36 protein-coding genes are annotated in these 22,360 nt (G+C 38.8%); 4 read left to right on the forward strand and 32 right to left on the reverse strand.

Annotated elements, in window-relative coordinates:
- Nucleotides 1-12: 12 nt before the first annotated feature.
- Nucleotides 13-807: a thermonuclease family protein gene (locus tag Q91_RS08530; RefSeq protein WP_015006488.1), complete on the reverse strand. Its 795-nt coding sequence runs from the start codon at nt 805-807 to the stop codon at nt 13-15.
- 90 nt (nt 808-897) lie between these two features.
- Between Q91_RS08530 and gshA the strand changes: the two genes are divergently transcribed.
- Nucleotides 898-2,481, forward strand: a complete 1,584-nt coding sequence (gene gshA / locus Q91_RS08535; RefSeq protein WP_015006489.1) for a glutamate--cysteine ligase — start codon at nt 898-900, stop codon at nt 2,479-2,481.
- Between the two features lie 112 nt (nt 2,482-2,593).
- Nucleotides 2,594-3,310, forward strand: coding sequence for a phosphoadenylyl-sulfate reductase (locus Q91_RS08540; protein ID WP_015006490.1), 717 nt, complete (start codon nt 2,594-2,596; stop codon nt 3,308-3,310).
- A gap of 14 nt (nt 3,311-3,324) precedes the next feature.
- Here Q91_RS08540 and cysB read toward each other — a convergent pair whose 3' ends face one another.
- Nucleotides 3,325-4,299 carry an HTH-type transcriptional regulator CysB gene (cysB, locus tag Q91_RS08545; RefSeq protein ID WP_015006491.1) on the reverse strand — a complete coding sequence of 325 codons (975 nt, stop codon included), beginning with the start codon at nt 4,297-4,299 and terminating at the stop codon, nt 3,325-3,327.
- Nucleotides 4,300-4,402: 103 nt separating this feature from the next.
- Here cysB and Q91_RS08550 point away from each other — a divergent pair, with 103 nt between their 5' ends.
- On the forward strand, nt 4,403-5,164 hold the full coding sequence (locus tag Q91_RS08550) for a sulfite exporter TauE/SafE family protein (protein ID WP_015006492.1): 762 nt from the start codon (nt 4,403-4,405) through the stop codon (nt 5,162-5,164).
- Nucleotides 5,165-5,259: 95 nt separating this feature from the next.
- Nucleotides 5,260-5,583, forward strand: a complete 324-nt coding sequence (gene fdxA, locus Q91_RS08555) for a ferredoxin FdxA (RefSeq protein ID WP_015006493.1) — start codon at nt 5,260-5,262, stop codon at nt 5,581-5,583.
- 61 nt (nt 5,584-5,644) lie between these two features.
- On the opposite strand, the gene rplQ is transcribed toward fdxA, so the two are convergent.
- The 30 genes from rplQ to fusA all read right to left on the reverse strand — a co-directional run bounded on the left by rplQ (nt 5,645) and on the right by fusA (nt 22,342).
- Nucleotides 5,645-6,037, reverse strand: a complete 393-nt coding sequence (gene rplQ, locus Q91_RS08560) for a 50S ribosomal protein L17 (protein WP_015006494.1) — start codon at nt 6,035-6,037, stop codon at nt 5,645-5,647.
- A gap of 15 nt (nt 6,038-6,052) precedes the next feature.
- Complete coding sequence (gene rpoA / locus Q91_RS08565) at nt 6,053-7,057, reverse strand: DNA-directed RNA polymerase subunit alpha (RefSeq protein ID WP_020932178.1); 1,005 nt, start codon at nt 7,055-7,057, stop codon at nt 6,053-6,055.
- Between the two features lie 19 nt (nt 7,058-7,076).
- A complete protein-coding gene (rpsD, locus tag Q91_RS08570; RefSeq protein WP_015006496.1) occupies nt 7,077-7,703 on the reverse strand; it encodes a 30S ribosomal protein S4 in 627 nt (208 codons plus the stop codon).
- Between the two features lie 13 nt (nt 7,704-7,716).
- Nucleotides 7,717-8,103 (reverse strand): 30S ribosomal protein S11, encoded by a 387-nt coding sequence (rpsK, locus tag Q91_RS08575; RefSeq protein WP_015006497.1) that lies wholly within the window; start codon nt 8,101-8,103, stop codon nt 7,717-7,719.
- A 25-nt stretch (nt 8,104-8,128) separates the two neighbouring features.
- Nucleotides 8,129-8,485, reverse strand: a complete 357-nt coding sequence (gene rpsM / locus Q91_RS08580; protein WP_015006498.1) for a 30S ribosomal protein S13 — start codon at nt 8,483-8,485, stop codon at nt 8,129-8,131.
- 76 nt (nt 8,486-8,561) lie between these two features.
- A complete protein-coding gene (gene rpmJ, locus Q91_RS11505) occupies nt 8,562-8,675 on the reverse strand; it encodes a 50S ribosomal protein L36 (protein ID WP_016389921.1) in 114 nt (37 codons plus the stop codon).
- 23 nt (nt 8,676-8,698) lie between these two features.
- A complete protein-coding gene (secY, locus tag Q91_RS08585; RefSeq protein ID WP_015006499.1) occupies nt 8,699-10,033 on the reverse strand; it encodes a preprotein translocase subunit SecY in 1,335 nt (444 codons plus the stop codon).
- A 3-nt stretch (nt 10,034-10,036) separates the two neighbouring features.
- A complete protein-coding gene (rplO, locus tag Q91_RS08590; RefSeq protein WP_015006500.1) occupies nt 10,037-10,468 on the reverse strand; it encodes a 50S ribosomal protein L15 in 432 nt (143 codons plus the stop codon).
- Between the two features lies 1 nt (nt 10,469).
- Complete coding sequence (gene rpmD, locus Q91_RS08595; RefSeq protein WP_015006501.1) at nt 10,470-10,655, reverse strand: 50S ribosomal protein L30; 186 nt, start codon at nt 10,653-10,655, stop codon at nt 10,470-10,472.
- 5 nt (nt 10,656-10,660) lie between these two features.
- The gene (gene rpsE / locus Q91_RS08600; protein ID WP_015006502.1) at nt 10,661-11,170 is read right to left on the reverse strand and encodes a 30S ribosomal protein S5; all 510 of its coding nucleotides are present in this window, start codon (nt 11,168-11,170) and stop codon (nt 10,661-10,663) included.
- Nucleotides 11,171-11,178: 8 nt separating this feature from the next.
- Entirely contained in the window at nt 11,179-11,532 is a 354-nt protein-coding gene (gene rplR, locus Q91_RS08605; protein WP_015006503.1) for a 50S ribosomal protein L18, read from the reverse strand.
- A gap of 8 nt (nt 11,533-11,540) precedes the next feature.
- Nucleotides 11,541-12,074: a 50S ribosomal protein L6 gene (gene rplF, locus Q91_RS08610; protein ID WP_015006504.1), complete on the reverse strand. Its 534-nt coding sequence runs from the start codon at nt 12,072-12,074 to the stop codon at nt 11,541-11,543.
- Between the two features lie 13 nt (nt 12,075-12,087).
- Nucleotides 12,088-12,486, reverse strand: coding sequence for a 30S ribosomal protein S8 (gene rpsH / locus Q91_RS08615; RefSeq protein ID WP_015006505.1), 399 nt, complete (start codon nt 12,484-12,486; stop codon nt 12,088-12,090).
- A 15-nt stretch (nt 12,487-12,501) separates the two neighbouring features.
- Nucleotides 12,502-12,807, reverse strand: coding sequence for a 30S ribosomal protein S14 (gene rpsN / locus Q91_RS08620; protein ID WP_015006506.1), 306 nt, complete (start codon nt 12,805-12,807; stop codon nt 12,502-12,504).
- A 3-nt stretch (nt 12,808-12,810) separates the two neighbouring features.
- Complete coding sequence (gene rplE / locus Q91_RS08625; protein WP_015006507.1) at nt 12,811-13,356, reverse strand: 50S ribosomal protein L5; 546 nt, start codon at nt 13,354-13,356, stop codon at nt 12,811-12,813.
- A 15-nt stretch (nt 13,357-13,371) separates the two neighbouring features.
- On the reverse strand, nt 13,372-13,689 hold the full coding sequence (rplX, locus tag Q91_RS08630; RefSeq protein ID WP_015006508.1) for a 50S ribosomal protein L24: 318 nt from the start codon (nt 13,687-13,689) through the stop codon (nt 13,372-13,374).
- Nucleotides 13,690-13,704: 15 nt separating this feature from the next.
- Nucleotides 13,705-14,073, reverse strand: a complete 369-nt coding sequence (gene rplN / locus Q91_RS08635) for a 50S ribosomal protein L14 (protein ID WP_015006509.1) — start codon at nt 14,071-14,073, stop codon at nt 13,705-13,707.
- A 19-nt stretch (nt 14,074-14,092) separates the two neighbouring features.
- A complete protein-coding gene (rpsQ, locus tag Q91_RS08640) occupies nt 14,093-14,353 on the reverse strand; it encodes a 30S ribosomal protein S17 (RefSeq protein WP_015006510.1) in 261 nt (86 codons plus the stop codon).
- The gene (rpmC, locus tag Q91_RS08645) at nt 14,350-14,547 is read right to left on the reverse strand and encodes a 50S ribosomal protein L29 (protein ID WP_015006511.1); all 198 of its coding nucleotides are present in this window, start codon (nt 14,545-14,547) and stop codon (nt 14,350-14,352) included. The genes rpsQ and rpmC overlap by 4 nt, the downstream gene beginning before the upstream one ends.
- Nucleotides 14,547-14,960: a 50S ribosomal protein L16 gene (rplP, locus tag Q91_RS08650; RefSeq protein ID WP_015006512.1), complete on the reverse strand. Its 414-nt coding sequence runs from the start codon at nt 14,958-14,960 to the stop codon at nt 14,547-14,549. The genes rpmC and rplP overlap by 1 nt, the downstream gene beginning before the upstream one ends.
- 9 nt (nt 14,961-14,969) lie before the next feature.
- Nucleotides 14,970-15,647 carry a 30S ribosomal protein S3 gene (gene rpsC / locus Q91_RS08655; protein WP_016389918.1) on the reverse strand — a complete coding sequence of 226 codons (678 nt, stop codon included), beginning with the start codon at nt 15,645-15,647 and terminating at the stop codon, nt 14,970-14,972.
- Between the two features lie 14 nt (nt 15,648-15,661).
- Nucleotides 15,662-15,997: a 50S ribosomal protein L22 gene (gene rplV / locus Q91_RS08660; protein ID WP_015006514.1), complete on the reverse strand. Its 336-nt coding sequence runs from the start codon at nt 15,995-15,997 to the stop codon at nt 15,662-15,664.
- 14 nt (nt 15,998-16,011) lie between these two features.
- Complete coding sequence (gene rpsS / locus Q91_RS08665) at nt 16,012-16,284, reverse strand: 30S ribosomal protein S19 (RefSeq protein ID WP_015006515.1); 273 nt, start codon at nt 16,282-16,284, stop codon at nt 16,012-16,014.
- A 9-nt stretch (nt 16,285-16,293) separates the two neighbouring features.
- Nucleotides 16,294-17,121, reverse strand: coding sequence for a 50S ribosomal protein L2 (gene rplB, locus Q91_RS08670; protein ID WP_015006516.1), 828 nt, complete (start codon nt 17,119-17,121; stop codon nt 16,294-16,296).
- A gap of 20 nt (nt 17,122-17,141) precedes the next feature.
- Nucleotides 17,142-17,435 (reverse strand): 50S ribosomal protein L23, encoded by a 294-nt coding sequence (rplW, locus tag Q91_RS08675; protein ID WP_015006517.1) that lies wholly within the window; start codon nt 17,433-17,435, stop codon nt 17,142-17,144.
- Nucleotides 17,432-18,031, reverse strand: coding sequence for a 50S ribosomal protein L4 (gene rplD, locus Q91_RS08680; RefSeq protein WP_015006518.1), 600 nt, complete (start codon nt 18,029-18,031; stop codon nt 17,432-17,434). The genes rplW and rplD overlap by 4 nt, the downstream gene beginning before the upstream one ends.
- 8 nt (nt 18,032-18,039) lie before the next feature.
- Nucleotides 18,040-18,678, reverse strand: coding sequence for a 50S ribosomal protein L3 (gene rplC, locus Q91_RS08685; RefSeq protein WP_015006519.1), 639 nt, complete (start codon nt 18,676-18,678; stop codon nt 18,040-18,042).
- A gap of 34 nt (nt 18,679-18,712) precedes the next feature.
- A complete protein-coding gene (gene rpsJ / locus Q91_RS08690; protein WP_015006520.1) occupies nt 18,713-19,024 on the reverse strand; it encodes a 30S ribosomal protein S10 in 312 nt (103 codons plus the stop codon).
- A 5-nt stretch (nt 19,025-19,029) separates the two neighbouring features.
- Nucleotides 19,030-20,220 carry an elongation factor Tu gene (tuf, locus tag Q91_RS08695; protein ID WP_015006521.1) on the reverse strand — a complete coding sequence of 397 codons (1,191 nt, stop codon included), beginning with the start codon at nt 20,218-20,220 and terminating at the stop codon, nt 19,030-19,032.
- A 25-nt stretch (nt 20,221-20,245) separates the two neighbouring features.
- The gene (fusA, locus tag Q91_RS08700; protein ID WP_015006522.1) at nt 20,246-22,342 is read right to left on the reverse strand and encodes an elongation factor G; all 2,097 of its coding nucleotides are present in this window, start codon (nt 22,340-22,342) and stop codon (nt 20,246-20,248) included.
- Nucleotides 22,343-22,360 lie beyond the last annotated feature (18 nt).

A 22,360-nucleotide genomic window follows, 5' to 3' on the forward strand; every position in this document is an offset into this window, starting at 1 on the left:
CCATAAAACATGCTAAGTCTCAATTAAAATCTGGCTTGAGTGAATGACGTTAATTGACCACAACTGGCCTCTCTTTCTAGGCCAACCACGAACCTCAAGTTGTTTACCTTTATAGCTGTCTAACGTTAAAAAATAACGCTTGTTTTCAACGCTAATCCAAATATACACTTCATCAGATAGCCACAACTTTGCACCTTTTTTACCCCTCGTTATTTTTTGGACTTGCCCACTAAAACGCCCCCAGCCCTGAGCTCTATTTTTTGCAATATCCTCAACCGCCTTTTTCTGATAAGCCTGCAGGGACCATAAACCAATTTTCTTTTTCTCGGCCTGTCGTTGCATCGCCTTAAAACGATGGGCATATCGAAGATTAGGTGGATGAATACTCAAGGTCGCTTGACCACTACGAAGCATTTCTAAATTAATGTGTTGGCCATCGTCTAAAAATAGATGCGCCAATATACGACCATAGCGATCTTTTTGTTCGACATCGTATTCAACTAAAACCATTTTGTTTAATACCCATTTTTTCAACGCCTTTTTTGCCGCAACGGCCCCTGCTTCAATAGCCCGTCCCTTGTAACCCATTTCAGGCGTATTAATGCCTAATAAACGAACCGTCAAACCATTTTTAAGCATAACAGTATCACCATCAATAACATTGATTACTTTTAATAACGACCCAGCCTGAACGGTAGAACACGCGACTAGATACAGCAGCAAAAAAGTAACGAATGTAAATTGCCTGATAGAAACAACGCTAAAAGCCCGACTGATAATGTCTTTTTTAATATGATCAATTAACATATTGCACCGCCCATTAGCCTATAATTAGCTCAGCCATAATACCTATGGCTATTAACTTTTTAACAATAAATAATAACAGGTAGGTGTAGGTTGTATTTACGCATACAAAAAAGACTCAAAAAATTTCTTGATCACCAGCAAGGTGACGCACTTTGTGACGGATTAAAAGGTATTGAAAAAGAAAGTTTGCGCGTAACCCCTGAAGGGAACATAGCTCAAAGCCCACATCCTACTGGCCTTGGATCTGCCTTAACAAACCCTTACATCACCACTGATTATTCAGAGGCATTGCTCGAATTTATCACCCCACCTTTTAGCAAGACGACCGATACCTTAAACTTTATGGAGGCCGTACATTCCTATACTTACCAACACCTTGGTAATGAAATGTTATGGGGTACCAGCATGCCGTGTATTGTTGATGGAGACATGAGTATTCCTATTGCCAATTATGGCTCATCCAATATTGGCCAAATGAAACATATTTATCGAATTGGCTTATGGCACCGTTATGGCCGAAGCATGCAAGCCATCGCAGGCATACACTTTAACTACTCTCTGCCAGAGAAGTTTTGGCCCATTTACCAATCTTTAGAGCAAGACACGCGGCCTAGGCAAGATTTCATTTCACAGTCATATATGGATATGGCACGAAACCTACACCGATACGGCTGGTTAATTTTATACCTATTCGGCGCCTCACCTGCTATTTGTAAATCGTTCGTTAAAGGTCAAGAACACGACGATTTCGAAGAGTTTGATGCCGGCACACTGTACAAACCTTATTGCACCTCTCTTAGAATGAGCGATATTGGCTATAAAAATGACAGTCAATCGAACATCAACATTTCATACAACAGCCTTGACAAGTATGTCGCTCGACTAATAGCTGCTACGCAAACGCCTTTTGCTGAATACGAGGCCTTTGGCGTTAAAGACGCTAATGGACAATACCAGCAACTTAATACCAATATTTTGCAAATTGAGAATGAGTACTACAGCAACGTTCGCCCTAAACAAATTACTCGCTCAGGGGAAAGCCCTAGTCAAGCGTTAAAAAAGCGCGGTATACGTTATGTTGAACTTCGTTCAGTGGACTTAAACCCATTTGACCCTGCCGGTATTAATGAACAACAGTTACACTTTTTAGAAGCCTTTATGATCTTTTGCTTATTGGCTGACAGCCCTTCCCTTTCATCAGAGGATAAAGCTTGCGTAGATAAAAACTTAACCTTAGTCGCCTCTGCTGGTCGACAGCCAGGGTTAAAGTTACGCCGTAATGGTGACAGCATCAGCTTAAAAGATTGGGGATTAGAAATTTGCCAAGAAATGACTCTGCTTTGTGAGACGCTTGATGCCGATGATAAAACCAAACCATACAGCAATTCACTCGCCGCACAGATCGCTAAATTGAATGATGTGGAACTTACCCCTTCTGCAAAAATACTCAAGGCCATGAAAGAGCAAAAACTTCCATTTTTCAAATTTGCAATGAAACAGGTCAAGAAACATCATACCTTCTTCAATCAGCACAGCATCAACAATGAGCAACAGCAGTGTTTTGAAAAAGCAAGGCAACAGTCTATCGACGAACAACGAGAGATAGAAAGCAGTGATACAGTCGAATTTGATGAGTTTTTAGAACGCTATTTAGCGCAAACTAAAAATGTTTAGTTATTTTATCTAATATCAACACACCATTACTTCTATTCATATCTCATTTTAGAATTTTTGAAATAGATGATTCTTGCTACACTGACAGCTAGCCATTTACTAGAGCCTTAATATGAACATCCAAACACTCCAAAGCCAACTGGACAATAAGCAACCACGAGACATTCTTAAAACCATTTACACGCAGCTAGATGACCTCGCTATTTCATTCAGTGGTGCCGAAGATGTAATATTGATTGATATGGCATGCAAACTTGGATTAAAACCAAATGTCTTCACCTTAGATACCGGACGACTTCACCCTGAGACATACCAGTTCATCCAAACAGTGATGGACCATTATAAAATTAAAATTACCGTTTTATCCCCCAACCAAGATGCTTTACAAGCTTTAACCCACGAAAAAGGCTTATACAGCTTTTACCAAGATGGCCATAAAGAATGTTGCGGCATTAGGAAAGTTCAGCCATTAAAGCAGCATTTAACGGCTTATTCTGGCTGGATAACAGGCCAACGACGTGACCAAAGTAAAGCCACTCGTGATAGCCTTAATATTGCTGAAATTGACACTGCTTTTAGCGGAAAAAACACGGAACTGCTAAAGTTTAACCCCTTGTGTCATTGGACTTCAGAACAGGTCTGGTCGTATATACGTGCTCTGGAAGTCCCGTTTAACCCGTTACATAACCAAGGGTTTATTAGTATTGGTTGTGAACCTTGTACAAGGGCCACCTTACCGCACCAAGATCCTAGGGAGGGGCGATGGTGGTGGGAAGCTGCAGAGAGTAAAGAATGCGGATTACACTCAAGTTTAAGCAAACCTCGCTAGAAAGTTATTGCCCCTTAGAAATGAGGCAAGCTTACACCCTCAAATAGCTTATCAATAGCCGATTGCTCCTTAAGTTCCATCGCTTGATTGATAACTGCTTGTGTTAGATGCGGCGCAAATAAATGAATAAACTCATACATATAGCCACGTAAGAAGGCATCTTTACGGATACCTATTTTAGTGATGCTGGTGCCAAAAAGATGTCCAGCATCTAATGCCACCAGATCATTATCTACTTGTTCGTCATAGGCCATCCGCGCAACAATCCCTACCCCAAGTCCAAGCCTGACATATGTCTTAATGACATCCGCATCTACCGCTGTTAAAGCAATATCTGGACTTAAACCTTGTGCTTTAAATGCATCATCTAATTTAGATCGCCCAGTAAAGCCAAACACATAAGTTATCAGCGGGTGTAGCGCAACATCAATAAGGCTTAGCCGATCAATTTTAGTTAACGCATGGCCCTTCGGAACCAATATGCACCGTTCCCAAGAATAACAAGGCATCATGACCAAGTTATCAAATAACTCTAAAGCCTCCGTTGCAATGGCAAGATCCACTTTCCCTTGCGATACCATTTCAGAAATTTGTACCGGCGTACCTTGTTGAATATCTAAGCTAACATCTGGCATTTCTTGCATAAATGTTTTGATGATAGACGGTAAAGCATAACGTGCTTGAGTATGTGTTGTTGCAATCGATAGCAAGCCCTTTGTTTGATTTTTATATTCTTTAGCAATATTTTTGATATTCTCTGCCTTCATTAACATTTCGCCCGCTATGCTAATAATTTTTTTTCCGGCCGGCGTCATGTCAGTTAAATGCTTGCCATTACGAGTGAAAATGGGAATACCTAACTCATCTTCTAAAATACGAATTTGTTTACTTATACCCGGTTGCGAGGTATAAATTGTTTCAGCTGTCGCTGACACATTAAGATTGTTTTTTGAAACTTCCCAGATATAACGGAGTTGTTGTAACTTCATAGATTAATATTCTTTTGTTATAAATATAGAAATATATATTCCTTTTTATTATAAGAGAATTGATTTATATTACAAGGTTATATTAATAGCTCGGTTTCTCCCATTGGATTACTTATATATATTAGCAGGCGCAGCTGTAGGCTTCGTAATTGGCCTAACGGGTGTAGGTGGTGGTTCTTTGATGACTCCTCTACTTGTTCTTGGCTTCAACGTTCAACCAGCGATTGCTGTTGGCACAGATCTTTTATACGCAGCCATTACAAAAGCAAGCGGCGTTTGGTCACATCAAAAACTTAAAAATATTGACTGGATGATTGTAAAAAATCTATGCCTAGGTAGCATCCCAGGCTCAATATCTTGCATATACATCATCCAATACTTTAATTTATCAGCAGAAGCATTTGAAAGCATTATATCGATTAGTCTAGGCATCATGCTAATCTTGACCTCAGCAGTTATAGTTTTTAAAGACAATATAGCAAGGCATTTCAAAAAACCTGCTGACTACACACCAAGCCCATTTATTATTATCTGCTTAGGCCTTGTGCTAGGCATACTGGTCACCTTATCGTCAGTTGGGGCAGGTGCTATTGGTGGTGCGCTTTTATTACTCCTCTACCCTCGTTTAAGAACCAGAACCATAGTAGGCACCGACATAGCACATGCCGTACCGCTAACTGCAGTAGCTGGCCTAGGACATTTTCAATTAGGGCATATAGATTTCCAATTATTAATCAGTTTGATCATTGGCTCATTGCCAGCAATCTATCTAGGCACTATGGTCGGTGAAAAATTGCCTGAGAAAACTTTAAAATATATCGTCGCAACCATTTTATTATTAATTGGCATTAAGTTTGCGATTTAACACGGCAATTAAATCACAGTACATTCAATTTTATGTGAGCTAGATTCTCAAATTGAATATAATAACAACAGAAACAAACCAACAAGGATTATAAAATGACATTCGTAGTAACCGAATCATGTATCAAATGTAAATACACCGATTGTGTAGATGTATGCCCAGTAGATTGCTTTCATGAAGGGCCAAACTTCCTAGTCATCGACCCAGATGAGTGTATTGATTGCACACTATGCGAACCTGAGTGCCCTGTAGAAGCCATTTATTCAGAAGATGAATTACCCGAAGGGCAAGAAGAATTTATTCAGATTAACGCCGACCTATCCCAAACTTGGCCTGTTATCACTGATGTAAAAGATGCACCTGAAGATGCTGATGAATGGGCAAACAAAGAAAACAAATTAGACTATTTAGAAAGATAAATAAATAGTTAAGCATAAAAAAACCGGGCTAAGCCCGGTTTTTTTATGCTTATCAAGCAGATCAAGATTCGATAATTTCTTCCGAACCAGATTCCAAATCACGATCAACTAATTCAACATACGCCATAGGCGCAGCATCACCAGGTCTGAATCCACATTTAAGAATTCGTAGATAACCACCAGGGCGATCTTTATAACGAGGAGCTAGATCATTAAACAGTTTCGTAACACTGTCTCTATCTCTTAACCGTGCAAAAACTAAACGTCTTTTAGCAACGGTATCTTCCTTAGATGATGTAATAAGAGGTTCAATGAAACGACGAAGCTCTTTGGCTTTAGGTAATGTTGTACGAATAACCTCATGACCGATGAGAGAGTTAGCCATATTTTTAAACATTGCTTTACGGTGGCTGCTATTACGATTAAGTTGCCTACCTGATTTACGATGACGCATAGTTAAATCCTTAAATTAAATTGAACCTACAGCTCTATCACTAGTAATTAAACTAGATGGTGGCCAGTTTTCAAGACGAATACCTAAAGACATGCCCTTTGAAGCAAGAACATCCTTAATTTCTGTTAATGATTTTTTACCAAGATTTGGTGCTTTTAATAATTCAACTTCAGTACGTTGAATTAAGTCACCAATGTAGAAAATTTGTTCAGCTTTCAAACAATTTGCTGATCGAACCGTCAGTTCTAGATCGTCAACAGGACGTAATAGAATAGGATCGAACTCAGGTTCTTTAGGTTCCTCAGGAACTTCTACAATGTCTTTAAGGTCAACAAAAACAGCAATATGATGATGTAGAATCGTTGCAGCCGCTCTAATCGTTTCTTCAGGATCAGTCGTACCGTTTGTTTCAAGCTCAATAATTAGCTTATCAAGGTTAGTACGTTGCTCAACACGAGCTGTATCTACATTATAAGAGATGCGCTTAATAGGGCTAAAAGAAGCATCTAATAAAAGCGTACCAATCGGCAAATCTTCATCATCTTGTTTACGTGAAGCGGCTGTCTGATAACCTGAACCCCGCTCAACTTTAATTGACATGGAAAGCTTACCATTAGCAGTTAAATTGGCGATAACAAGTTCTGGATTCGCTATTTCAACATCATGATCAATTTGAATGTCAGCAGCAGTAACTTGACCTTCTCCAGATTTTTCGATTGTCAAATAGGCTTCATCTTTTGCATTAAGATTAACCGCAAGATTTTTAAGATTCAACATGATATCAATAACATCTTCTTGGACGCCATCGATTGTTGTGTACTCGTGTAAAACACCGTCAATTTTAATTTCGGTCACTGCGCAACCTGAAATTGAAGATAAAAGAACACGTCTTAAAGCATTACCTAAAGTGTGACCATATCCGCGTTCCATTGGTTCTATGGTAACTTTAGAACATGTAGGAGATATAGATTGAACTCCTGTAACCTTAGGCTGTAAAAAACCTGAAAGTAAATTTTGCATTATATTTCCTCTTTAAAGATTACTTAGAGTACAGCTCAACAACAAGATGTTCATTGATTTCTGCAGGTAAGTCAGAACGCTCAGGTTTGACTTTGAAAATACCTTGCATTTTTTTAATATCAAGCTCTATCCACTCAGGCACACCACGTTGCTCAACAAATTCAAGAGCAGATTTGATACGGTTTTGGTTCTTTGAGCTTTCCATTACTTCGATAACATCTTCAGATTTAACCTGAAACGAAGGAATATTCACACGAACACCATTAACAACAATTCCGTTATGTCTAACAAGCTGCCTTGCTTCAGAGCGTGAAGCAGCAAAGCCCATTCTGTAAACGACATTATCAAGACGGCATTCTAACAATTGCAATAAGTTTTCACCTGTAGAGCCTTTAATACGGGCTGCTTCAGCATAATAACCACGGAACTGTTTTTCAAGTACGCCATAAATACGACGTAGTTTTTGTTTTTCACGAAGCTGTAATGCATAGTCTGACAAACGAGTACGACGTTGCCCGTGTTGACCAGGAGGGTATGCTCTTTTTTCCATTGCACATTTAGCTGTGTAGCATTTTTCGCCTTTCAAGAAAAGCTTCTCGCCTTCACGACGACATAAACGACATTTTGAATCAGTATATTTAGCCATAATAATTTCCTAGTTATACACGTCGTTTCTTTGGCGGACGACAGCCATTATGTGGAATAGGTGTTACATCTTCAATAAAAGTAATATTAAAACCAATATTGTTTAATGCACGTACTGCAGATTCACGACCAGGACCTGGACCTTTAATCTTAACTTCAAGATTTTTCATTCCAAAATCTTTCGCAACTTCACCGGCACGTTCAGCGGCAACTTGAGCTGCAAAAGGTGTACTTTTACGTGAACCTCTAAATCCAGACCCACCAGCAGTTGCCCAAGATAGTGCATTGCCTTTACGGTCTGTTATGGTAACGATCGTGTTATTAAATGTAGCATGTACATGGACAATTCCATCAACTACATTTTTTTTAACTTTCTTCTTACTACGACTTGGTTTAGCCATACTTCAAATATCCTTTAATTGAATCTTACTTTCTAATTGGTTTCCGAGGGCCCTTGCGGGTTCTAGCGTTTGTTTTAGTACGCTGGCCTCGAACAGGTAAACTTCTACGATGACGGATTCCACGGAAGCAACCCAAATCTAGTAAGCGTTTAATATTCATAGAAACTTCACGACGTAAATCGCCTTCTATTAAATATTTTCCGACTTCTTCACGTATCAGTTCTAATTGATCTTCAGATAGTTCGCGAACTTTAGTTGTTGTATCAATTCCAGCTGCAGCACAAATAGCTTTTGATCTAGTAAGACCAACGCCATATATAGATGTCAGTGAAATAACAATGTGCTTATTATCAGGTATATTAATACCAGCGATACGTGCCATTAATTCTCTCCGTTATTTTGGCCAGTAGAAAACCGGCAATTTTAATCTTTATTTCGAATAACTACAAGCTTAAATATTAGCCTTGACGTTGCTTATGTCGCCCATCTTTGCAGATAATGCGTATTACTCTATTACGACGAACAACTTTACAATTGCGACAAATTTTCTTTACTGATGCTCTTACTTTCATAATTTACTCCTACTAACCTTAACTTATTTGTTTTTAAGGTTCGCTTTTTTCATTAAACCTTCATATTGCTGTGACATAAGGTGACTTTGCATTTGCGCAATGAAATCCATGACAACAACAACGATAATTAACAATGATGTTCCACCAAAATAAAACGGCACATTCCAATAAACAATCAAAAACTCAGGTAACAAACAAACAGCCGTAATATACATAGCACCAAGCAACGTTAATTTTGTAATAACCGCATCTATATATTTAGTAGTTTGCTCACCAGGTCGGATACCAGGAATAAAAGCACCTGATTTTTTAAGGTTATCCGACGTATCTCTTGAATTAAATACTAATGCAGTATAGAAAAAACAAAAGAATATAATCGCTGCTGCATAAAGCAACACATAAATTGGCTGCCCAGGAGATAACATACTAGATACATCTTGCAACCAACCCATTCCTTCACTGTTACCAAACCAACCTGCAATAGTTGAAGGAAATAAAATTATACTTGAAGCGAAAATGGGTGGGATCACACCTGCCATATTAAGCTTCAACGGTAAAAAACTAGACTGACCCGCCATCATTTTATTACCTTGCTGACGTTTAGCGTAATTTATAGTGATTCTTCGCTGAGCACGCTCAACAAAAATCACAAATGCCGTCACAGCAACAGCTATAAAGAACAGCATAATAACCATAAATGCGTTCATTTCGCCTGTTCTAACTAATTCGAGTGTACCACCAATAGCACTCGGTAATCCTGCAACAATACCACCAAAAATGATAATTGATATACCGTTACCAATTCCACGTTCAGTAACTTGTTCCCCTAACCACATAAGAAACATCGTCCCACTGACAAGTGTAACTACTGCAGTAAACATAAAAGCAAAACCTGGATTAAATACCACCGGTAAGCCGCCAGCAGATTGCCCTTGAATTGCTGTAGCAACACCAAACGCTTGAAACGTTGCAAGTACTACCGTGAAATAACGTGTATATTGAGTTATTTTACGTTTTCCAGATTCACCTTCTTTTTTAAGTTGCTCAAATTTTGGAACAACAGACGTCATTAACTGGATAATAATAGACGCAGAAATATACGGCATTATTCCAAGCGCAAAAATACTCAGTCTTTTGAGCGCACCACCTGAGAACATGTTAAACATATCAAGAATAGTTCCAGCTTGTTGCTCGAACATTAATGATAGTGCCTTAGGGTCAATTCCAGGAACTGGCACATGCGCGCCAATACGAAACACGAACAAAGCACCAAGAACGAAAAACAATCGTTTTCGTAGTTCAGGTAATTTGCTTAACCCGCCAGTTGCGCCTGAGGCTGATGAACCAAGTACAGACATTGATTAAGCTAAACTGCCGCCAGCTGCTTCGATTGCCTTAACGGCACCAGCAGTTGCAGAAATTCCTTGTAATTTTACCGCTGAAGTCAATTCACCAGATGAAATAATTTTAACTTTTTTAGTAAAAACAGGAACAATATTAGCGGCGATCAATGATTCAATTGTAACAATCTCATCATTTAAGTTATTTAACTCATGCAACCTAACTTCTGCTGTTAATTTCTTTTTAGCAGAGGTAAATCCAATTTTAGGAAGCCTACGCTGTATTGGCATTTGACCACCTTCAAAACCGATTTTAGGCATTCCACCCGATCGTGATTTTTGACCTTTATGACCACGACCACAAGTTTTACCTGATCCAGAGCCGATACCACGGCCAACGCGTTTTGCAGGTTTTGTACTACCAGCAGCTGGTTTAATTGTATTTAGTAACATTTTAAATCTCTTCTACGTTAAGCATGTAATGAATTTTATTGATCATGCCTCGATTTTCAGGTGTATCAATAACTTCAACTGATTGATTGATTTTGCGTAAGCCTAAACCAGCAACACATGCTTTATGTGATGCTAATCGACCATTCTTACTACGAATCATTGTTACTTTGATTTTCTTTTCACTCATTATTATTACCCGATGATATCAGCGACTGATTTTCCACGTTTCATAGCAACTTGTTCAGCATTCGTCATATCAGACAAACCTTTAATAGTTGCTCTAACAACGTTAGCAGGATTGTTACTTCCAACACATTTTGCAAGCACATCATGCACACCAACAACTTCAAATACAGCACGCATTGCGCCACCAGCAATAATACCAGTACCATCAGAAGCAGGTTTCATAAAGACTTCTGCAGCGCCATATTTAGCAGTAATTGGATATTGCAATGTATGCTCACTTAAATTAACTGTAACCATATTTTTGCGTGCTTGTTCCATCGCCTTTTGTATAGCTACAGGAACCTCACGTGCTTTGCTAATACCAAAACCAACACGACCGTTACCGTCACCTACAACAGCAAGTGCAGAGAACCTAAATTGACGTCCACCTTTAACTACTTTAGAAATTCTTCTAACGGTAATTAATTTTTCTTGTAAATCGTCTTGTTGATTATTTTGTCCAGGTTGTGATGCCATAATTGCCTCTAAAATTCCAATCCATTTTCACGTGCAGCGTCAGCTAGTGCTTTAACGCGGCCATGATATTTATATCCAGAACGATCAAAAGCAACTTCTTTTATACCTGCTTCTACGGCACGTTCAGCAATAGTTTTACCAACTACGCTGGCTGCTTCAATATTTCCACAATTTTTTACTGATGATTTAATATCACTTAATAGTGTAGATGCGGAAACAAGCACCTTAGATCCATCAGCAGTCATTACTTGTGCGTATATATGACGTGGTGAACGGTGCACGCTTAAACGTGCTTTTCCACTTTCTTTAATACGTGACCTTGTTTTGGTTGCTCTACGCAAACGTGAAGTTTTCTTATTCATTATTCCGCCTATTTCTTCTTAGCTTCTTTCATAACAACGTGCTCACCAACATACCTAATACCTTTACCTTTGTATGGTTCTGGTGAACGATATGCACGAATATTAGCAGCAACTTGACCAACTAATTGTTTATCACAACCCTTGATAACAATTTCAGTTTGAGAAGGTGTTTCAATCGTAATACCTTCTGGAATATCATATTCAACAGGGTGAGAAAAACCTAAGGTTAAGTTAAGAGTTTTTCCTTTAACCTGTGTTCTGTAACCAACACCACGTAATTCTAATTTCTTTTCAAACCCATCAGTTACGCCAACGACCATATTGTTAACAAGCGCTCGTTGAGTACCGGTTAATGCGATAGAACCTTTCACTTTATTATTTGCTTTAAAGGAAAGAACGTTATCGTTAACATCAATATCAACACACTTAAACAATTCACAGCTAAGCTCGCCATTTTTACCTTTAACAGATAAGTGACCGTTAGCATTGTTGAACTCTACACCTGCAGGCAATACAACTGGATTATTCGCAATTCTTGACATAATAAAACCTAACCTAACTTACGTAACAAAGAACTTCACCACCATGACCTTCAGCTCTCGCTGTACGATCAGCTAACAAGCCTTTAGATGTAGAAATAATAGCCACACCTAAACCACCCTTAACTTTAGGAAGTTCATCTTTTGATTTATAAATACGTAAACCAGGTTTGCTGACACGGTCGATTGTCTCAATAACTGGTTTACCTTGAAAATATTTCAACGTAATCTCTAACTCAGGCTTACTTTTTGAGTCTTCGATTTTAGTCGAACCACTTACAAAACCTTCTTGTTCTAAAATGTTAGCTAATGCTTGTTTTTTAGTAGAAAAGGGCATTCTAACTACAGCTTTTTCAGCAGACTGCGCATTACGAATGCGAGTTAACATATCTGCAATTGGATCACTCATACTCATTTTAATACTCCTTCTTTACCAGCTAGCTTTAGATAAGCCCGGTACATCACCGCGCATCGTAGCTTCACGTAACTTGTTACGTCCAAGACCAAACTTTCTATAGTAGCCATGTGGTCGACCGGTCATATTACAACGGTTACGAACACGAGACGCACTTGAATCACGAGGTAAAGACACTAATTTTGTTTGTGCCTCTGTTACTTGTTCAAAAGTAGACTTAGGGTTTCTAATAATTTCTTTAAGCGCTGCTCTTTTGGCAGCATATTTAGCCACTAAACGAATTCGTTTATTTTCTCTAGCTATCATTGATTTCTTAGCCATTTCTTAACCTTGTTGTTTAATGGGAAAATTGAATGCTTTCAATAAAGCACGACCTTGCTCGTCATTCTTAGCACTTGTCGTAATAGCAATATCCAGCCCACGTAGCGTATCAATCTTGTCGTAATCAATTTCAGGGAAGATTATTTGCTCAGTTACACCAAGAGAGTAGTTACCTCGTCCATCAAAAGATTTATCACTTAAGCCACGAAAATCCCTAATTCTAGGAATTGCAATTGAGATAAGTCTCTGAAGAAAATCATACATACGCTCATTTCTTAAAGTGACTTTACAGCCAATTGGCATATCGTCCCTTATTTTGAAACCAGCGATTGATTTTTTTGAAATCGTAATAATTGGCTTCTGGCTTGAAATCTTTTCTAGGTCAGAGACAGCATTTTGGATAATTTTTTTATCAGCAACAGCCTCACCAACACCCATATTAAGTGTTATCTTAGTGATCTTAGGCACTTCCATAACAGTCTTAAGATTCAATTCCTTTAATAAAGCAGGAATGATTTCTTTTTTATAGCGTTCTTCTAAATTTGACATAAAATTCTCTATTTCTTAAGCGTCAAGCACTTCATTATTTGATTTGAAGTAACGAACCTTCTTACCATCTTCAAGTACTTTAAAACCAACTCTATCAGCCTTGTTAGTTTGAGCATTATAGATAGCAACATTAGAGACATTGATTGGCATTTGCTTCTCAATAATCCCACCTTCAATACCTTTATTAGGATTAGGTTTTTGATGTTTTTTTACTGAATTAATTCCTTCAACCAAAACTTTTTCATCAGAAACAACAGAAAGAACTAGGCCTTTTTTACCCTTATCTTTCCCTGTTAAAACGATTACTTCATCACCTTTCTTTATTTTATTCATAATTAATTCAATCAGTTAAATCACTTCAGGCGCTAAAGAAATGATTTTCATAAACTTTTCATTTCTTAATTCGCGAGTAACAGGGCCAAATATACGAGTTCCAATTGGTTGCAAGTTTGCATTTAAAAGCACCGCCGCATTACCATCAAAACGAATAGCTGAACCATCTGGACGACGTATTGCTTTTCTTGTTCTAACGACGACTGCATTATGAACATCACCCTTTTTTACTTTGCCACGTGGGATCGCATCTTTAATGCTGACTTTGATGATGTCACCAATTTTAGCATAGCGTTTATGAGAACCACCTAGTACTTTAATACACATAACATTGCGGGCACCGCTGTTGTCTGCCACATCAAGTCTTGTCTGCATCTGAATCATTACTTAACTCCCACTCACTCTATTTAGTTTTTTCAATGATTTCATGAAGTTTCCATGATTTCGACTTTGAAACAGGTCGACAAGAAACTAAAGAAACGATATCGCCTTCAGAGCATTCGTTACTTTCGTCATGAGCATTATATTTAGTTGATCGTTTAATCACCTTGCCATACAAAGGATGTTTAACTTGACGAGTGACTTTTACAGTGATGCTTTTATCACCTTTATTGCTTGTCACAACACCAGATATAGTTCTTAGAGTCTGCTCTTTTGCACTCATTTAGATTCACCTGCTTGATCATTCAAAATAGTTTTAATACGAGCAATATCACCACGTACTTCACCAAATTGATGAACTTGATTTAATTGACCAGTAGCATTTTGCATACGTAAATTAAATTGCTCTTTTCTTAATTCAAGCAATAATTCGTTAAGCTCCTGAACTGTTTTTTCTCTTAATTCTGATGCCTTCATTACATTATTGTCCGTTCAGCAAATTTTGTTTTAAAAGGGAGTTTTGCAGCAGCTAAATCAAAGGCCTCAACTGCTAACTCTTTTGATACACCCTGCAATTCAAATAACATAGTTCCTGGTTTGATTTGCGCAACCCAGAATTCAACACTACCTTTACCCTTACCCATACGTACTTCAAGAGGTTTTTTTGTAATTGGTTTATCTGGGAACACGCGGATCCAAACCTTACCACCACGCTTAATATGACGTGTAATAGTACGACGACCAGCTTCAATTTGACGCGCAGTCATTCTACCGCGTTCAATAGATTTCAAGCCAAATTCACCAAAACTAACACTACTACCACGATGTGCAAGTCCAGTGTTTCTGTTTTTATGTGCTTTTCTAAATTTAGTTTTTTTTGGTTGTAACATATCGCTTACCTATTCTCCCGTCGCTTCCTTATTACCTAAGATTGGTAGGGCAGACTTTTCGTCAAAAACTTCACCTTTGAAGATCCACACTTTGATACCTAAAATACCATATGTAGTTAGTGCTTCAGTAAATCCATAATCAATATCAGCACGAAGTGTATGTAGTGGAACACGTCCTTCTCTGTACCATTCGTTACGAGCAATATCTGCACCGTTCAAACGACCACTTACTTTAATTTTGATACCTTCAGCACCTAATCGCATGGTGTTAGTAACCGCTCTTTTCATTGCACGTCTGAACATAATTCGACGCTCAAGCTGTTGCGCAACACTTTCAGCTACTAAAAGAGCATCCAGTTCAGGCTTACGAATTTCCTCGACGTTTATCTGGACAGGCACACCCATGATATTACTTACTTCCGCACGTAGCGAATCAACATCACCACCTTTTTTACCAATAACAATACCAGGACGAGCCGTATGTATTGTAATTTGTGCATTACCAGCAGGACGATTAATTTGGATTTTGCTTACAGAAGCTGCCATTAATTTCTTTTTTAAGAAATCACGTGCAATTAAATCTTGTTTTAACATGTCAGGATACGCTTGTGAACTAGCATACCAACGCGAATTCCAATCTTTAACTATACCAAGGCGTATACCAGTTGGATGTACTTTTTGACCCATATTTATTTACTCTTTTATTTAGTATCACTAACTTCAATAGTTAGATGGCAGTTTCTTTTAAGAATTTTATTACCACGACCTTTAGCACGCGCTTTAAATCGTTTGTAAGTAGGTGCTTCATCAACAAATACTGTTGAAACATATAACTCATCTACATCAGCACCTTCATTATGTTCAGCATTAGCAATAGCAGAATTAAGAAGTTTCTTGAAACTATCTGCTGCTTTACGTGTACTAAAACCCAATAAATTCAAAGCACTCTCAACATCCATGCCTCTGATTTGATTTGCAACTAATCGGCCTTTTTGGGCTGAAAAATTAGCGTTTTTTAATTTAGCTTTAACTTCCATCACTGCACCAATGTTTATCTGGATTTTTTGTCAACAACATGACCACGGTATGTACGCGTTAACGCGAACTCACCTAATTTGTGGCCAACCATATTTTCAGTAATCAATACCGGCATATGCTGTCTTCCGTTGTGAATAGCTATCGTCAAACCAACCATAGTTGGCGAGATCATTGAACGTCTAGACCAAGTTTTAATTGGTCTACGATTATTACTTTCTGCGGCTGCTTCTACTTTCTTCATTAAATGAAGATCAACAAAAGGGCCTTTTTTTATGGATCTTGGCACAATATATCCTTAACGTTTTGTTCTATTTCTAACTATTAATTTATCAGTACGCTTATTTTTACGCGTCTTATAACCCTTTGTTGGCATACCCCATGGAGATACCGGGTGGCGACCACCAGAAGTACGACCTTCACCACCACCATGCGGGTGATCAACAGGGTTCATAGCAACACCACGTACAGTTGGTCTAACACCTCTCCAACGTTTTGCCCCGGCTTTACCAAGGGAAATCAAGCTATGCTCAGAATTACCAACTTCTCCGATAACTGCTCGACAACCAGATAAAACCTTGCGCATTTCGCCAGAGCGTAACCTTAACGTAACATGGTCACCATCTCTCGCAACAATTTGCACAACAGCACCTGCACTACGTGCTATTTGGGCACCTTTATTTGGTTTTAACTCAACACAGTGTACTTGTGTACCAACAGGTATATTCCTCATTGGTAAACAATTGCCTACTGTAATTGGGGCTACTTCAGAAGAAATCACTTCATCACCAACATTTAAGTTTTTTGGTGCAATGATGTATCGTCTTTCGCCGTCATTATATAGTATCAGCGCAATATTGGCAGATCTATTTGGGTCATATTGCAGACTTTCTACCTTACCAGGTACATCGAATTTGTTTCTTTTGAAGTCGATAATACGATAATGTTGCTTGTGACCTCCACCACGATGTCTTGTAGTGATCCTTCCGTTATTATTGCGCCCGCCTGACTTGCTTTTTTTAGCTAAAAGCGGCCCATGTGGTGCAGACTTACTAAGCTCAGCATTTTTTAATCTGATTACAAAGCGTGAGCCTGGTGAAGTTGGTTTTGATTTTACAATAGCCATAAGATTAATTTATCTTCCAGTTAGGCAGAAACAAATTCTATTTCTTGCCCAGATTTAATACGAACATACGCTTTTTTTACATCTGATCTTTTACCAAAACCTTTACCAAAGCGTTTAACTTTTCCTTTTACATTCAATGTTTTTACAGACTCAACATCTACACTAAATAGTTTTTCAACGGCAGCTTTGATATCAGCTTTATTAGCACTGCTATCAACCTTAAAGACATATTGATTATTAAGGTCAGCAGCAATAGAGCTTTTTTCCGTAACAACAGGCGCAGTAATTAACTGCAATAAGAATTCCTGATTCATTTTAAGCGCTCCTCTACTAATGCAATTGCATCAGCTGTTATACAAACTTTTTCATATGCTAGTAAAGAAACAGGATCAATTTCATAAGCAGTACAAACATCAACTTTATGTACGTTTCTACTAGCTAATTGCAAATTAACGTCTTCAGCCGCTAAAACGATTAAAACATTACTTAGGCCATTTTCAGCCAATTTAGCATTTAATAATTTTGTTTTAGGTTCTTCAATACTTAGCTCATCAACAACTACCAATCTATCTTGACGGATAAGCTCAGATAAAATTGACTTCATACCAACAGCGTACATTTTTTTATTTAATTTTTTGCTGTGATCTTGAGGTTTAGCTGCAAACGTTACACCACCAGTTCTCCAAATAGGACTTCTGATTGTTCCTGCACGAGCACGACCAGTTCCTTTTTGTTTCCATGGCTTGATACCACCACCGCTTACTTCTGATCGAGTTTTTTGCGCACGTGTTCCTGCTCTAGCATTCGCCATATAAGTAACAACAAGTTGATGAATTATCCCCTCGTTATATTCTTGGCCAAAGACCGCTTCAGAAACATCTTTACCTACGACAGGCGTTTGAATATTCATAATTTTGCCTATTTATTTGTTTTAATAGCAGGTGTAATAACAATGTCACTATTCTTTGAACCCGGTATCGCACCTTTAATTAATACCACAGACTTGTCTGTATCAATTTTTACGATTTCAAGGTTTTGAGTAGTCACTCTTTCGTCACCCATGTGACCTGACATTTTTTTACCCTTTAAAACACGACCTGGTGTTTGACATTGCCCAATTGATCCAGGCGCACGATGTGATAAAGAGTTACCGTGTGTAGCATCTTGCATTTGGAAATTATAGCGTTTGATAACACCCGCATATCCTTTACCAATACTTTTACCACGCACATCAATTTTTTGACCAGCTTCAAATATATCAAGTGATAAATCAGAACCTACTTCAAGGTCAGAGTCTTCTTCAAGTCTAAACTCCCATAAACCTCTTCCCGCTTCAACACCAGCTTTTTTGAACTGGCCCGCCTCAGCTTTATTAACTCGAGAGTTCTTTACATCACCCGTTGTTACCTGCACTGCAGAATAACCATCGGATTGTTCATTTAAAACACGTGTAACACGATTTGGCAAAATTTGTACTACAGAAACAGGAATTGACTCACCTTCTTCTGTAAACAATCTTGTCATTCCGCATTTACGGCCTACTAAACCTAAAGACATGATTTATCCTTTATTTTATATATTTAAAACTGATTTAATTCAGTTTAATTTGAACATCAACACCAGCTGATAAGTCTAGCTTCATCAGCGCATCAACAGTTTTATCAGTCGGCTCAACAATATCCATCATACGTTTATGCGTACGAAGCTCATATTGATCCCTTGCATCTTTATTAACATGCGGAGAAATAAGCACTGTAAAACGTTCTTTTTTTGTTGGTAAAGGAATAGGACCCATTACTTGAGCGCCTGTACGTTTCGCAGTCTCAACTATTTCACGTGCCGCATGATCTATTAAACGGTGATCAAAGCCTTTTAAACGAATTCTTATGGATTGTTTTGACATTTCAATTACTCAATAATTTTAGCAACAACACCGGCACCAACTGTTCGGCCACCTTCGCGAATAGCGAAACGTAAACCTTCTTCCATGGCAATCGGGTTGATTAATTTGACGGTCATTTGCACGTTATCACCTGGCATCACCATTTCGATACCTTCTGGCAAGTCACATGCACCTGTTACGTCTGTCGTTCTAAAGTAGAACTGTGGACGGTAACCGTTGAAGAATGGTGTGTGACGACCACCTTCATCTTTACCTAACACATAGACTTCTGCTTCGAAGTGTGTGTGAGGTGTGATTGATCCAGGCTTAGCTAATACTTGACCACGCTCTACGTCTTCACGTTTTGTACCACGTAGTAAGATACCAACGTTATCGCCAGCTTCACCTTGATCTAATAATTTGCGGAACATTTCAACACCGGTACACGTGGTTGTGACCGTGTCTTTGATACCAACGATTTCAATTTCTTCACCAACGTTGATAACACCGCGCTCAATACGACCGGTTACAACTGTTCCACGACCTGAGATTGAGAATACGTCTTCAACTGGCATAATGAAGTCGCCGTCTACAGCACGTTCTGGTAATGGGATGTATGAGTCAAGTGCTTCAACTAGTTTAAGCACAGATGGAACACCAATGTCTGATGTATCGCCTTCTAGGGCTTTAAGTGCTGAACCTGTTACGATTGGTGTGTCATCACCTGGGAATTCGTACATGTCTAATAGTTCACGTACTTCCATTTCTACTAGTTCTAATAGCTCTTCATCGTCAACCATATCCGCTTTGTTAAGGAATACGACGATGTATGGAACACCCACTTGACGTGATAACAAGATATGTTCACGTGTTTGAGGCATAGGGCCGTCTGCAGCTGAACATACTAGAATGGCACCATCCATTTGCGCCGCACCTGTGATCATGTTTTTAACGTAATCGGCGTGACCTGGACAGTCTACGTGAGCATAGTGACGTGTATTTGATTCATATTCAACGTGTGATGTTGCAATGGTAATACCACGCTCACGTTCTTCTGGTGCATTGTCAATTTCATCAAAGGCTTTAACTTCTCCACCCATGGCTTCAGCCATAACTTTCGTTAACGCAGCCGTTAATGTTGTTTTTCCGTGATCAACGTGGCCAATTGTGCCTACGTTTACATGGGGCTTATTTCTTTCAAATTTTTCTTTAGACATTGTAAATACCCGTCATTACTTAATATTAATAAAAAATTCTGCTTTTAATCTTTTCTTCTAACGCTTTAGGCACTTCAGCATAACTATCAAACATCATGCTGTATGTAGCCCTACCTTGCGTTGCAGACCTAAGGTCTGTTGCATAACCAAACATCTCGGCAAGCGGCACATCTGCATCAACCATCTTTCCAGCAGGACAATCATCCATACCATGAATAATCCCCCTACGCTTATTTAAATCTCCAACTACGTGACCCATGTACTCTTCTGGTGTCACCACTTCTACTTTCATCATTGGCTCTAGCACTTTAGGATCTGCTTTTGCTGCGCCATCTTTAAAACCAAGTGAGCCGGCTATTTTAAACGCCATTTCATTTGAGTCAACATCATGATACGAACCATCGTACAAAGTAACTCTAATATTTATCATGGGGTACCCTGCTAAAACCCCATTTTTCATTTGTTCTTTGACACCAGCCTCGACCGCACCAATATATTCGCTTGGTACTGAACCACCGACAATCGCATTTACAAACTCAAACTCTTGATCTTCTAGTGGCTCAATCTTCAACCATACATGGCCATATTGACCCTTACCACCAGACTGCCTTACAAACTTGCCTTCTTGCTTCACGACTTGACGGATAGTCTCACGGTAAGCAACTTGTGGTGTTCCAACATTGGCTACCACATTAAACTCTCTGAGCATACGATCAACGATTATCTCAAGATGAAGCTCACCCATTCCAGAAATAATTGTTTGCCCTGACTCTTCATCAGTATGCACTTTAAATGATGGATCTTCTTGTGCAAGCTTTCCCAATGCAACTGCCATTTTATCTTGATCTTGTATGGTTTTAGGCTCTACCGCAATTGAAATCACGGGATCCGGAAACTCCATACGCTCAAGTGTAATGGGTGCATTAATTGAACATAAAGTATCACCAGTAGTAACATCTTTTAGTCCAATTGCTGCCGCTATATCACCAGCATATACTTCTTTAACTTCTTGCCTATCATTCGAATGCATTTGCACCAATCGACCAATACGCTCTTTCTTATTTTTAAGTGGGTTATAAACAGTATCACCTGCTTTTAACACACCTGAGTACACTCTAAAAAATGTTAACGTTCCAACAAATGAATCCGTTAAAATTTTAAATGCTAATGCTGAAAATGGTGAGTCATCATCAGCACTTCTTATTTCTGGCTCTTCACCCTCAGATACTACTGAGGAAATAGCCGGCACATCTATCGGTGATGGTAAAAATTCCACAACCGCATCCAGCATTGCTTGTACACCTTTGTTTTTAAATGCACTACCACATAATACAAGCACTAACTCATTATTGAGAGTTCGTAAACGCAGTCCAAGCTTAATTTCTTCTTTAGATAACTCGCCAGAGTTAAGATACAGCTCCATTAACTCATCATTACCTTCAGCTGCTGCTTCAACTAACTGTTCACGAAGCGCTTCACATTCATCTTTTATTTCTTCAGGTATTTCACCTGTTACATGTGAAACACCCTTATCACTTTCATTCCAATAGATCGCTTGCATACTTATTAAGTCTACAACGCCTTTGAAAGCATCTTCAGCACCAATTGCATATTGCAAAGGCACTGCATTACAACCTAATCGAACTTTTAATTGATCGACCACACGCATAAAATTTGCGCCAGCCCGATCCATTTTATTCACAAACGCTATACGAGGCACTCTGTATTTATCTGCTTGCCGCCAGACCGTTTCCGATTGCGGCTCAACACCACCAACAGCACAGAAAACAGCACATGCTCCATCTAAAACTCTTAACGAGCGCTCAACTTCAATGGTAAAGTCAACATGCCCTGGTGTATCGATAATGTTGATACGATGCGTATCATACTGCTTATCCATCCCAGACCAGAAACATGTGGTGGCCGCTGAAGTTATCGTTATACCACGTTCTTGTTCTTGTTCCATCCAGTCCATGGTAGCTGAACCATCATGAACCTCACCCATTTTATGCGACACACCCGTATAAAACAAAACACGCTCTGTTGTTGTTGTCTTACCAGCATCAATATGAGCCATGATGCCTATATTCCGATAACGCTCAATTGGAGTACTGCGAGGCATCTTTATTCCTAAATTATT

The organism is Cycloclasticus sp. P1 (genome assembly GCF_000299965.1).
Taxonomy (GTDB): Bacteria; Pseudomonadota; Gammaproteobacteria; order Methylococcales; family Cycloclasticaceae; genus Cycloclasticus; species Cycloclasticus pugetii.

Coding starts and splice junctions, on each gene's coding strand:
- Q91_RS08530 (WP_015006488.1), bottom strand. CDS start 807: ATGTTAATTGATCATATTAAAAAAGACATTATCAGTCGGGCTTTTAGC.
- Q91_RS08540 (WP_015006490.1), top strand. CDS start 2,594: ATGAACATCCAAACACTCCAAAGCCAACTGGACAATAAGCAACCACGA.
- cysB (WP_015006491.1), bottom strand. CDS start 4,299: ATGAAGTTACAACAACTCCGTTATATCTGGGAAGTTTCAAAAAACAAT.
- fdxA (WP_015006493.1), top strand. CDS start 5,260: ATGACATTCGTAGTAACCGAATCATGTATCAAATGTAAATACACCGAT.
- rplQ (WP_015006494.1), bottom strand. CDS start 6,037: ATGCGTCATCGTAAATCAGGTAGGCAACTTAATCGTAATAGCAGCCAC.
- rpoA (WP_020932178.1), bottom strand. CDS start 7,057: ATGCAAAATTTACTTTCAGGTTTTTTACAGCCTAAGGTTACAGGAGTT.
- rpsD (WP_015006496.1), bottom strand. CDS start 7,703: ATGGCTAAATATACTGATTCAAAATGTCGTTTATGTCGTCGTGAAGGC.
- rpsK (WP_015006497.1), bottom strand. CDS start 8,103: ATGGCTAAACCAAGTCGTAGTAAGAAGAAAGTTAAAAAAAATGTAGTT.
- rpsM (WP_015006498.1), bottom strand. CDS start 8,485: ATGGCACGTATCGCTGGTATTAATATACCTGATAATAAGCACATTGTT.
- rpmJ (WP_016389921.1), bottom strand. CDS start 8,675: ATGAAAGTAAGAGCATCAGTAAAGAAAATTTGTCGCAATTGTAAAGTT.
- secY (WP_015006499.1), bottom strand. CDS start 10,033: ATGTCTGTACTTGGTTCATCAGCCTCAGGCGCAACTGGCGGGTTAAGC.
- rplO (WP_015006500.1), bottom strand. CDS start 10,468: ATGTTACTAAATACAATTAAACCAGCTGCTGGTAGTACAAAACCTGCA.
- rpmD (WP_015006501.1), bottom strand. CDS start 10,655: ATGAGTGAAAAGAAAATCAAAGTAACAATGATTCGTAGTAAGAATGGT.
- rpsE (WP_015006502.1), bottom strand. CDS start 11,170: ATGGCATCACAACCTGGACAAAATAATCAACAAGACGATTTACAAGAA.
- rplR (WP_015006503.1), bottom strand. CDS start 11,532: ATGAATAAGAAAACTTCACGTTTGCGTAGAGCAACCAAAACAAGGTCA.
- rplF (WP_015006504.1), bottom strand. CDS start 12,074: ATGTCAAGAATTGCGAATAATCCAGTTGTATTGCCTGCAGGTGTAGAG.
- rpsH (WP_015006505.1), bottom strand. CDS start 12,486: ATGAGTATGAGTGATCCAATTGCAGATATGTTAACTCGCATTCGTAAT.
- rpsN (WP_015006506.1), bottom strand. CDS start 12,807: ATGGCTAAGAAATCAATGATAGCTAGAGAAAATAAACGAATTCGTTTA.
- rplE (WP_015006507.1), bottom strand. CDS start 13,356: ATGTCAAATTTAGAAGAACGCTATAAAAAAGAAATCATTCCTGCTTTA.
- rplX (WP_015006508.1), bottom strand. CDS start 13,689: ATGAATAAAATAAAGAAAGGTGATGAAGTAATCGTTTTAACAGGGAAA.
- rplN (WP_015006509.1), bottom strand. CDS start 14,073: ATGATTCAGATGCAGACAAGACTTGATGTGGCAGACAACAGCGGTGCC.
- rpsQ (WP_015006510.1), bottom strand. CDS start 14,353: ATGAGTGCAAAAGAGCAGACTCTAAGAACTATATCTGGTGTTGTGACA.
- rpmC (WP_015006511.1), bottom strand. CDS start 14,547: ATGAAGGCATCAGAATTAAGAGAAAAAACAGTTCAGGAGCTTAACGAA.
- rplP (WP_015006512.1), bottom strand. CDS start 14,960: ATGTTACAACCAAAAAAAACTAAATTTAGAAAAGCACATAAAAACAGA.
- rpsC (WP_016389918.1), bottom strand. CDS start 15,647: ATGGGTCAAAAAGTACATCCAACTGGTATACGCCTTGGTATAGTTAAA.
- rplV (WP_015006514.1), bottom strand. CDS start 15,997: ATGGAAGTTAAAGCTAAATTAAAAAACGCTAATTTTTCAGCCCAAAAA.
- rplB (WP_015006516.1), bottom strand. CDS start 17,121: ATGGCTATTGTAAAATCAAAACCAACTTCACCAGGCTCACGCTTTGTA.
- rplW (WP_015006517.1), bottom strand. CDS start 17,435: ATGAATCAGGAATTCTTATTGCAGTTAATTACTGCGCCTGTTGTTACG.
- rplD (WP_015006518.1), bottom strand. CDS start 18,031: ATGAATATTCAAACGCCTGTCGTAGGTAAAGATGTTTCTGAAGCGGTC.
- rplC (WP_015006519.1), bottom strand. CDS start 18,678: ATGTCTTTAGGTTTAGTAGGCCGTAAATGCGGAATGACAAGATTGTTT.
- rpsJ (WP_015006520.1), bottom strand. CDS start 19,024: ATGTCAAAACAATCCATAAGAATTCGTTTAAAAGGCTTTGATCACCGT.
- tuf (WP_015006521.1), bottom strand. CDS start 20,220: ATGTCTAAAGAAAAATTTGAAAGAAATAAGCCCCATGTAAACGTAGGC.
- fusA (WP_015006522.1), bottom strand. CDS start 22,342: ATGCCTCGCAGTACTCCAATTGAGCGTTATCGGAATATAGGCATCATG.